Below are 10,380 nucleotides of genomic sequence, written 5' to 3'. Positions count from 1 at the left end.
ACAGGGTGTTGATAACCGACAATATTGTATCCACAAAAATTCTACGCTGAGAATAATAATTCCCCAAAATGCTAATTTTTGAGATAAAAGAATTTCTCCCACTTTATAAATAACAAATATGCTCAAAATTCCCGCAATCATTGTCGGTATTCTCGCGGTTGTATCACTAACGCCAAATATTTGATAAAAAACAGCAATTAACCAATAAAAACCAGGGGTCTTATGATGAGGATGACCCCAAGGTGATACCCAATCACCTGTTTCCAACATTTGTCTAGCTCTCAAAGCATAAAGTGTTTCATCATGAGCCATGAGACTGGTTTCCCCAGAAGTAAATAACAATAAAGGGAGTAGCCAAATTAATAATTTGCAATATGGTAATTGCCAAAATAGCCGAATTAATTGGATAATATTGATGATTCGTGGTGATTTAAAAAACATTTATGAATTGTAAAATATAGTATTTTTCATGTAAAATAAGTGAAGTTATCAAAAATAACTTACCAATTAAAATACTAGCCAAAATTTCTAGATCAGGTAAAAAAGACATTTATGCTACTGCAACCAAATCAACGGATTAAGTTAGATGAATCGGATGATCTGTTATTCTATGATTACCCTCGCTTTGTCACTCATGTAGATGATGGTTTTATTCGACAACTGACTGATTTATATCGTCAGCGACTTCAAGAAAATATGCGTGTTCTTGATCTAATGAGTAGCTGGGTATCGCATCTACCTACAGAGATAAATTTTGCTCATGTACAAGGACATGGACTAAATGCTGAAGAACTAGCCCGAAATACTCGATTAAATCATTACTTTGTCCAAAATATCAATACAAATCTCCAGTTACCTTTTCCAAATCAAGACTTTGATGCTGTTATTAACTGTGTTTCTGTGCAATATATCCAATACCCAGAGGCTATATTTTCGGAAATACATCGCATTCTTAAACCTGGTGGGATAGCAATTATTAGTTTTTCTAACCGGATGTTTTTTCAAAAGGCAATTCAAGCCTGGCGAGATGGTTCGGAAGCTTTTAGAGTAGAATTGGTCAAGGGCTATTTTACCTCAGTTCCTGGATTCACGACCCCGGAAGTGATTTGTTCGACCTCAACAGCACCAATTTTCTTGCAGTGGTTGGGAGTAGCAGGTGGAGATCCTTTTTATGCAGTGATAGCTCAACGTCTCGCGTAGTTTTGGGTAGTTCACAAGTAAATTTTCTAGTTTGTAGGTGACAAAATAGCTGATAATTGCCTCACAAGCTCAAGTATCAAGGAGAATCCAAAAATGGTTATAAATCGTGGACGGAGAGTTTTAGCTGCTGTACTGCTATCAGTTGTACTACTGACTACAGCTTGCGCGACAAAAGCACCCAGTCGTTTTGATCAAGTACAACAGGAAAGTACAAAGCAAAGAAGTGGACAGGCAGTAGTTAAAAGTGCAACTCAGGGTAGTCAATTAAATAAATTCTTCCCCAGTGGCGGAGATGGTTATGATCGAGTCTACACCCAAGAGAAAAAGGGCTTTTCTGAGGCAAACTTGAAAAAGGATGGCAAAGTAGTTGCCCAACTCGCTATTTCTGATACTAGTAGCATACCTGGGGCAGCGACTAAATTTGCTAATAGCACCGAAAAAATAGGTGGTTATCCCGCAGTAAAAGTCGGTAATACTCAAACTTCTGTGCTAGTGAATAAGTACCAAGTGAAGGTGATTTCTAAAAGTCCATCATTTACTGCGAGCGATCGCGCAGCCTGGATAGAAAAATTTAATCTTGATGGTTTAGCAAAGTTGAAATAGTTTAATCGCTTCCCTAACTAACAACCGACGTTAATACAAAACATACATAAGGAGAATCTTGTGAGTAAACCAATTCAGCAGCTAGTTGACGAACTACCAACCAGTAACTTGACTGTTTCCATGTTGAACGCTTTAGATTTTGTTGCTCCTGGTGAATGGCAAAATACAGTTGGTTTTGTGAATACCATTAAAACTGTTACCGGGGAAACTGACGAAGACTTAATTCAACAAATTGGCGAAAGAGCAATTTATTTATTTAACGACAAATCCCAAGGATATCAAACCGCCCTCTGGCTTTATCAAACCGTTGACGGTGCAGATAAGGCTTTGGGTGCAGCAGCTTTGGCTAATAAAATTGGGGAAAACATTCCCATGCTCGGTTTTTTAAACTCTCTGACTCCCAAACCAGACAAAGCTCAAACCATTGACTTAACCCTGAAATTAGTAGCTGAAGTCGTCGCCTTTTGTCAAATTAATGGCATTCCTGGAGATAGTATCGGCGATTTTGTTGGTGCTTTAGGTGAGTATGGTGGTGAGTCACTTATCCGCATGGTGGCATTAGTTTGTGTTGATGGTTTAATACCCCTGGGACCAGATTTTATTAACAAAGCCTTATCTGGGATTAGTCGAATGAATCCCCAGGATTTAAACCAAAACTCGACTTTCCAAAGCATCAAAAATACTATTCCTGGCAGTGGCGATGCCGGTAAACTCAACTTTATTGGGGAAAGTTTTAATTCAGTTAGCGGTTGGATGAGTGGGCTGGTGACAAGCAATAATTTAACCCCACAAAAAGTAATTGGTAATTTGCAATCTTTCACACAAATTGCTGATGACAAGCTAGATTATCTAGCAGCATTTATAGATGTGTCTACAAATTACTATGAACACACAGGAACTCAGACTTTAGCACGACGTTTAATTGAACGAGCGATCGCTGAAATTTAGTCTGTAGGGGCGCAGGGTCTGCGCCCTCTATTTTATTGAATTCTAGCGATAACCACTATATTTTGAAGTACAAGAAGAAATAATTAACCGCAGATGGAAGAAGATGGACGCAGATAAACGCAGATAAATTTGGACTTCATCCTTTTAAATCTGAGTCTTTATGAGTATAAGTATGACAGCTTGTCTTTTGACACAATTTCTATTTATAGGGAAAATGGAAATTAGTGATTTTTATTACCGGGTGTGAGTCCAAAAATATGACTAAGAATTTTTTCCTACCAGTTTATTTACTAAGTTTACTGGTGACATTTCCTGCTGTAGCTGCTGATAATGAAAATAATCAAAATGCAGTCAATTTAGATATTCCTAGTTTAAGTGAAATTGAATTAACCGCCACAAATGCTCAATTATTAACCCAACAACCAACAGTAGAAGTTAAGTCAGAACCCGCCCCAGAACCAGATTTAACGCCTACAGACGATGCAGATATTTCCATAGACACCATTGGGGAAAAAGATGTTCTCCCTGAATCTACTCCCACTTATGTAATTGAACAAGAAGAAATTCAAAAACAGGGGGCAACGAGTGTTGCTGATGTTTTAAAAAGAATGCCCGGTTTTGCTATCAATGATGTTGGACATGGTGCAGATATTCACACAGGTACATACTATCGAGGAGCTTCAATTAATCAATCCATATTCCTGATTAATGGTAGACCAATTAATAGTAATATCAGTACATATCATGGTGCAACTGATTTAAATAGTATTCCGATAGAGGCTATTGAAAGAGTCGAATTATATAGCGGTACAGCTTCTTCTCTATATGGTTCTTCAGCCTTTGGCGGAGTTGTCAATATCATTACCAAAGAAGGTTATGGCAAGCCAAAATTAAATGCTAGTGCAGAATTTGGCTCATTGAACTTAAATAATCAACAGGTAACTTATAGTGGGGCAACGAATAAAGTAAAATACAATTTTAGCTTTGAAAGGTTCTTTATAGATAATCGTTACCGCGTTCCTATTGGTGCTGCAAATCGTGATGCTCAAGGATATTTATTTAATGCAGATACAGCTACCAGCACTTATTTTGGTAGCATAGGTGTAGATTTAGATCCTAAAAATTCTTTGAATTTAGATGTAACTACCCTGAGTAGTCGTCGGGGGTTAATTTATTTTGGGTTTCCTTTACAAAGAGACCGATTAGATCATGATGGTTTGAATATTGGCTTATCTTGGAAGACTCGACTGGGTAAGGGAGAAAATTCTCATTTAACAACTACATTGGGTTACAACCGAGATTATTTTAGCACATACGGACCAACGGGAGCGACATTTTACCGAACCGGAATTTTAGATACACAACAATTAAAAGCTAGGATAGATCATGAATGGAAAATTACCCCTAATAATCAATTGCGCTGGGGTTTAGATTTAAAAAATACTGATTTAATTGGCGATGTTTTGAGTACAGATCCAGCAAGAATTGCTAAAAATGAAAGGGAAGATAGAAGTACATTTAATACAGCTTTATTTGCTGTCAATATTTGGCAACTTAGCGATGCTTTGCAAGCAGATTTAGGGGTAAGACAAAACTTTGATAGTCAATTTGGGAGTTATTTTAATCCTAGTGTTGGGTTACGTTATGCAGTCAATCCAGCTATTGCAGTGCGTGGAAGTTGGGCAGGGGCGCAACGCAATCCAGGGTTAGATCAATTATATGTTTTTGATACAGTTCATAATTGGAATTCTAACCCAGATTTAAAACCAGAAACAGGTTCTACTTGGACGGCGGGAATAGATGTGAGATTGTCTGCAAATTTGTTAGGACAATTTACTTATTTTGGCAATAGTTTAGATAATCGGTTGGGAGTAATTAATGGCAGATGGGAAAATATTGGTTTAGTAGATACCAATGGTTTAGAAGCAGCATTGCAATTAAAAATTGCCAGTGCATGGTCAACTTTTATTAACTATACTTACACAGATGCTCAAATCAAAACAGGCACAGAAAAGGGGTTACAATTAGGCTTAATTCCCTATTCTTCACTACAAACCGGAATTGGTTATCAAAAGGATGGATGGCAAGGTAATTTATATGCTACTTATAATAGCGGTACTCGTCGTTCTGTTTTTAATAATGCTGGAGCAGGAGAAAAAAGTACAGATTTTGCCCCGTCTTTCTTTAATTTAGATTTGAGTGGACGGATTCCTGTAAATAAAAACTTGGGATTAACTTTTTACTTAGAAAATCTTCTCGGTGAACAATATGAACGAGTGAATCGGATATATAGTCCTGGTTTTACTTTCCGTGTGGGTCTAACTTCTAGTTTGTAGGCAACTTTCCCTCAATTTAGGTACAATCTATAAGCTGACATAACCTTGACTTAACCAAAATGACAAGCATCTCCACCCCTACCCTGAAAATCCCCGAACTCCTAGCACCTGCGGGTAACTGGGAATGCGCTCAAGCCGCAGTAGAAAATGGTGCGGATGCGATTTACTTTGGTTTAGAAAAGTTTAACGCGAGAATGAGGGCTGAGAATTTCACAGAAGCAGATTTACCCGAATTAATGGAATTTTTGCACCTGCGGGGAGTCAAAGGTTATATCACTCTGAATGCCTTGATTTTCCCCCAGGAACTAACGGAAGCACAACAATACCTCAAAACTATCATTTCTGCCGGTGTTGATGCCGTCATTGTGCAAGACGTGGGTATTTGTCGGCTGATTCGTCATCTTTCCCCTGACTTTCCAATTCATGCTTCTACCCAAATGACTATTACCAGTGCTGCGGGGGTAGAATTTGCTAAATCTTTGGGTTGTCAATTGGTAGTTTTGGCGCGAGAATGTTCGATTTCGGAAATTAACAAAATTCAACAACAAATATCTCAAAAAAATACTTCCCTACCTTTAGAAGTTTTTGTTCACGGTGCTTTATGCGTCGCATATTCTGGACAATGTTTAACCAGTGAATCACTAGGAGGACGTTCTGCAAATCGGGGAGAATGCGCTCAAGCTTGTAGAATGCCTTATGATTTAATTGCAGATGGAGAAGTTGTGAATTTAGGCGATCGCAAATATTTATTAAGTCCTCAAGATTTAGCAGGTTTAGACGTTTTACCAGAGTTAGTAAAATCTGGAGTGACTTCTTTGAAAATTGAAGGACGGTTGAAAGCACCGGAATATGTTGCTAATGTAACTCGCGTTTATCGTCAAGCTTTAAATCAACTATTAGAAACAAATGTAGAGACGTTTTCTAGTCGAAAGAAAGACCAATATAAGTTAGAAATGGCATTTTCTCGCGGACTATATACAGGTTGGTTTGAGGGAATTAATAATCAAGAGTTAGTGCATGGGAGATTTGGTAAAAAACGCGGTGTTTATTTGGGAGAAGTTACCCGAATTAGAAATGCCGAAATAACAATAAAGTTAGAAGCACCTGTCAAACCGGGAGATGGGATTGTTTTTGATTGCGGACACCCAGAAAGGAAGGAAGAAGGGGGACGAATATATGCAGTTATTCCTAATGGTCAGGATGTCATTTTAACTTTTGGCAGAAATGATTTAAATTTCCATAATATCCATATAGGTGATAGAGTTTGGAAGACAAATGATCCCGAATTAGATAAACAAATCCGTCAAAGTTATACTGGAGAACATCCCCAATTTACCAGACCGATTAATATCGAAGTACATGGAGAGATTGGCGAAAAATTAATAGCTATATCCCGTGATCAATCTTGGAATATAGTGCAAGTAGAATCAGAAATATTGATAGCTGAGGCACATACAAAACCCCTCTCAACAGAAAGATTAAAAGAACAATTTGGCAGGTTAGGAAATACACCTTTCCATTTAGACAATTTTATAAATAGTCTCAACGGGAATATTATGTTACCTGTGAGTGAGTTAAATCGAATGCGTCGGGAGATAGTTAGCAAATTAGAGGAATTAAGAAGTAGACCCAAACTTTGGGAATTAAATCATCACGGAAAATGGCAAGATTTAATTAGTTCTAAATCTACACCAATTTCCGCTTCCCCTTCCCTGATTGTTTTGGTGAGAAACATCGAACAATTAAAAGCAGTATTAACAACAGATATCAAAACTATATATTGTGAATTTGAAGATCCTCGCAATTATAAAGAAGCAGTAAAAATAGTGCGAGAATCAAAACAGGAAGAAATTAGTATTTTTGTCGCACCACCCCGGATAACCAAACCTGGAGAAACCTGGATTTTAAAACAAGTTCTTGCTTCCCAAGCTGATGGTTATTTAATTAGAAATTATGACCAATTAGAATATTTTGCGAATGAAAGATGTGTTGGTGACTTTTCCTTAAATATTGCTAACCCTTTAACCGCAGATTACTTTAAAAACCGCTTTAATTTAGAACGATTAACAGCATCTTACGACTTAAATATTAATCAACTGGAAGATCTAATTACCAATTACCCAGCACAAAATTTTGAAGTCACAATTCATCAACATATCCCAATGTTTCACATGGAACATTGTGTATTTTGCGCTTTTCTGTCTGAAGGAACAGATTACACCAATTGTGGTAGACCTTGCGATACACAAGCGGTTACAATCAGAGATAGGGTAGGTAGTGAACATATTCTCAAAGCAGACGCAGGATGTAGAAATACAGTATATAACGCCACAGCACAAACCGGAGCAGAATATGTGCAACGGCTGATTTCATTGGGTTTACAGCACTTACGGATTGAATTTGTCAGCGAAACACCAGAACAAGTACAAAAAACAATACATAGCTATCAGAAATTACTCCAAGGAGAAATCATCGGTTCGCAACTGTGGAGAGAATTGAAGCTACAAAACCAATTAGGTGTGACTCGTGGTGCATTGGGGATAATGTAGCTAAATGGCAATAAGTAGTATTACAATACTTATGCACCTTGATTACTACTTTTTATGTCCAGTTTAATGCCTCAGTGTCAGCAATTGCAAGCACAAGTTGAATCTATTCTCCAACTTCTACAGCAAGAAGCAGCTTTGCGTTCTCAAGATATTACATCTGTGCAAATTTCTTTGGATAAAGCAGTTTCTCCTAAGTTTGAAATTGTATTTGCTGGTGCTTTTAGTGCGGGTAAATCCATGTTGATTAATGCCCTATTAGAGAGGGAATTATTATATAGTGCAGAAGGACACGCGACTGGTACAGAATGTAAAATTGAATATGCACCTGTAGATTCAGAAAGAGTTGTTTTAACCTTTTTGAGTGAAAAAGAAATTCAAGAACAAGCGGTGTTTTTGTGTCAACAATTGGGATTTAATACCGTAGAGAATATCAATAAACAAGATGTAGTTGATTTATTGCATCAAGGTTGTACAGCAATTATTCAACAAGAAGGAGGAGAGAGTAAATCAGAACGTGCAAAACAAGCAAAAGCATTAATTTTGCTATTAGAAGGATATGTTGCAAACAAAGAAAGAATTAACAGCTTTAATAATGCAACATATTCCATGGAACAGTTTAATTTTACGAACCTCAAAGAAGCCGCAGGATATGCACGCAGAGGTAGTAATAGCGCGGTTTTGAAACGAATTGAATATTATTGTTATCACCCGCTTTTGGAAGATGGTAACGTGATTATAGACACACCAGGAATTGATGCACCAGTCGAAAAAGATGCACAATTAACATATCAAAAAATTCAACATTCAGATACATCAGCAGTAGTTTGTGTTCTCAAACCTGCGTCAGCAGGAGATATGACAAAGGAAGAAACCCAACTGTTAGAAACAATGCGGGAAAATGCGGGGATAAGAGACAGGGTTTTTTATATCTTTAACCGCATTGATGAAACTTGGTACAATAACCAACTCAGACAACGGTTAGAAGATTTAATTAACAGTCAATTTCGAGATACTACTAGAGTTTATAAAACTAGTGGTTTGTTAGGATTTTATGGAAGTCAAATTAAACAAACAACGCGATTAGATAGATTTGGTTTAGATTCGATTTTTGCAGAAAGTGTTAAAGGTTTAGATAGTAAAGAAGAAACACCACAATTTGTTTTTGCTTTTAATAATTACTGCGTTGCTTCAGGTAAACTTTCTCCCAGTCAATTTAGAATTTCTCTTCATGGTTATGAAACGTCTAATGATAACTATGTGAGAATTTTAAGCGAACAGGGAACACCATTAATTAACCAACTCATTCAAGATAGTGGTGTTGAAGAATTTCGGACATCAATTACTCGCTATCTGACAGAAGAAAAACGTCCCCAATTATTCAAAAACCTCGCAGATGATTTAGAAGATATTTGTATCAAACTCAAAAAACACTATCAAAGTGTGCAAATTGATTTAGATAGTCAACCGCGAGAAATCGAAAGTATGAAAGAATATGAGTTGCAAAAATTAAATCAGCAACTCCAGCAAGTTGGGAGAGATTTTAATCAGCACATTCATGATGAAGTTAACAGATTAATTAATAATAATTGCGAAGAATTTGAAACAGATTTTCGACAATTACAATCACGGATGATTCGTCGTCTTGATGAATTATTAGATACATTTTCCGTTGCAGAAGCTTATCGTCGCGCAACTTTGAGTCATCCTCGCAACGCAACTGCACCTTTATTAGCTATTTTGGTGGAGGCTTTTTATTACCTATCAAATCAGTTGGAAGATATTTTAATAGAATCTTGTCAACAGGTAATTAGTAATCTATTCCAACAATTAATGGACAAGATTAGAAAAGCAGAATATTACCGTCAATTATATCGTTTGTTGGGTAATGATGGGGGAATTGAATTACAGGTAAAAGAGATAGAAAAACTGATTACTCAATCTTTGGTAACTGCTGCTAGTGTTGAATGCGATCGCTTTGTCAGAGAAAGCCCCAGATTTTATAATGAAGGAACTTTTTCTATCTATCAATTTCGACAAGTATTAGAACAAACTTCGCAAGGTTACGACGCAGAAAGTATTGTTGACGCTGAACCTGCAATTAGACAATTATTAAAGTTAGATTTTGAACCGAAAGTTTCTTACAGTATTCGTCAATCTTTCCGTCAAACCATCAACCAAAGTATTAAAATTCAGTTGTTACCAATGGTGGAAAAACAAGCAGATGAGATATTACAACAATATACTTATGCGCGGGCTTATTTAGAGAAAACATTGCAACAAGAAGCTGAGGAAAAGATTGCTAATAATCAACGTTTGTTGAGTCAGGTTGCGGGGAAAATCGAGGAGTATAATACAGCAGTTGCGGGAATTAATGGCTGTTTACAAGCGATGCAGTTGTATGAACATTTGTTGCCGATAATTGGGGAGGAAGAGGTATAATGTGTTGGGTGAATGCAGGGTTTTTCTGTGTTCACCTAATTAAGATTTTTTTCACGCAGAGACGCAGAGGCGCAGAGAGGAGGAGAGATGGAAGATAAGTTTCAAATTTTAGATTCTGAACAAGGTGATGTTATTATTGATTTTGATGGTTATATTTTAAAAGCTAGTCAATTAGATGTAAGTAGGTGAACAGAAAAATTTAAAGGTATGTAAAGAAAAGTTAACCTAATTAGCTTTGTTAAATTTAGTACGTTCTGTCCGGTGTTTTCCTTTTTTACCTCTGGTTTCAACACCATCCATAACTG

General features: G+C 36.9%; 7 protein-coding genes. 6 read left to right on the top strand and 1 reads right to left on the bottom strand.

Features of this window, described 5'->3' with window-relative positions; genetic code table 11:
• Positions 1–441: glycosyltransferase family 39 protein (locus IQ228_RS13015; protein WP_193963033.1), on the bottom strand; the 441-nt coding region annotated here is incomplete at its 3' end.
• 111 nt (positions 442–552) lie between these two features.
• On the opposite strand from IQ228_RS13015, the gene IQ228_RS13010 reads away from it, so the two are divergent.
• The 6 genes from IQ228_RS13010 to IQ228_RS12985 all read left to right on the top strand — a co-directional run bounded on the left by IQ228_RS13010 (position 553) and on the right by IQ228_RS12985 (position 10,075).
• Complete coding sequence (locus IQ228_RS13010; protein ID WP_027401587.1) at positions 553–1,200, top strand: class I SAM-dependent methyltransferase; 648 nt, start codon at positions 553–555, stop codon at positions 1,198–1,200.
• Positions 1,201–1,293: 93 nt separating this feature from the next.
• The gene (locus IQ228_RS13005) at positions 1,294–1,803 is read left to right on the top strand and encodes a hypothetical protein (protein WP_027401586.1); all 510 of its coding nucleotides are present in this window, start codon (positions 1,294–1,296) and stop codon (positions 1,801–1,803) included.
• A 60-nt stretch (positions 1,804–1,863) separates the two neighbouring features.
• Entirely contained in the window at positions 1,864–2,751 is an 888-nt protein-coding gene (locus tag IQ228_RS13000) for a hypothetical protein (protein WP_193963032.1), read from the top strand.
• A gap of 257 nt (positions 2,752–3,008) precedes the next feature.
• Positions 3,009–5,087, top strand: coding sequence for a TonB-dependent siderophore receptor (locus tag IQ228_RS12995; RefSeq protein ID WP_193963031.1), 2,079 nt, complete (start codon positions 3,009–3,011; stop codon positions 5,085–5,087).
• Between the two features lie 59 nt (positions 5,088–5,146).
• Positions 5,147–7,636 (top strand): U32 family peptidase, encoded by a 2,490-nt coding sequence (locus IQ228_RS12990; RefSeq protein WP_193963030.1) that lies wholly within the window; start codon positions 5,147–5,149, stop codon positions 7,634–7,636.
• Between the two features lie 54 nt (positions 7,637–7,690).
• Positions 7,691–10,075, top strand: a complete 2,385-nt coding sequence (locus tag IQ228_RS12985) for a dynamin-like GTPase family protein (RefSeq protein WP_193963028.1) — start codon at positions 7,691–7,693, stop codon at positions 10,073–10,075.
• Positions 10,076–10,380: the final 305 nt, after the last annotated feature.

The organism is Dolichospermum sp. LEGE 00246, from assembly GCF_015207865.1.
GTDB classification, from domain to species: domain Bacteria; phylum Cyanobacteriota; class Cyanobacteriia; order Cyanobacteriales; family Nostocaceae; genus Dolichospermum; species Dolichospermum heterosporum.
This window is presented reverse-complemented; position numbering and strand designations above follow the sequence as displayed.

What these genes read in the sequence shown, in the direction of transcription:
- IQ228_RS13010 (WP_027401587.1), top strand. Translation starts at nt 553, where the DNA reads ATGCTACTGCAACCAAATCAACGGATTAAGTTAGATGAATCGGATGAT.
- IQ228_RS12995 (WP_193963031.1), top strand. Translation starts at nt 3,009, where the DNA reads ATGACTAAGAATTTTTTCCTACCAGTTTATTTACTAAGTTTACTGGTG.
- IQ228_RS12990 (WP_193963030.1), top strand. Translation starts at nt 5,147, where the DNA reads ATGACAAGCATCTCCACCCCTACCCTGAAAATCCCCGAACTCCTAGCA.
- IQ228_RS12985 (WP_193963028.1), top strand. Translation starts at nt 7,691, where the DNA reads ATGTCCAGTTTAATGCCTCAGTGTCAGCAATTGCAAGCACAAGTTGAA.
- IQ228_RS13005 (WP_027401586.1), top strand. Translation starts at nt 1,294, where the DNA reads ATGGTTATAAATCGTGGACGGAGAGTTTTAGCTGCTGTACTGCTATCA.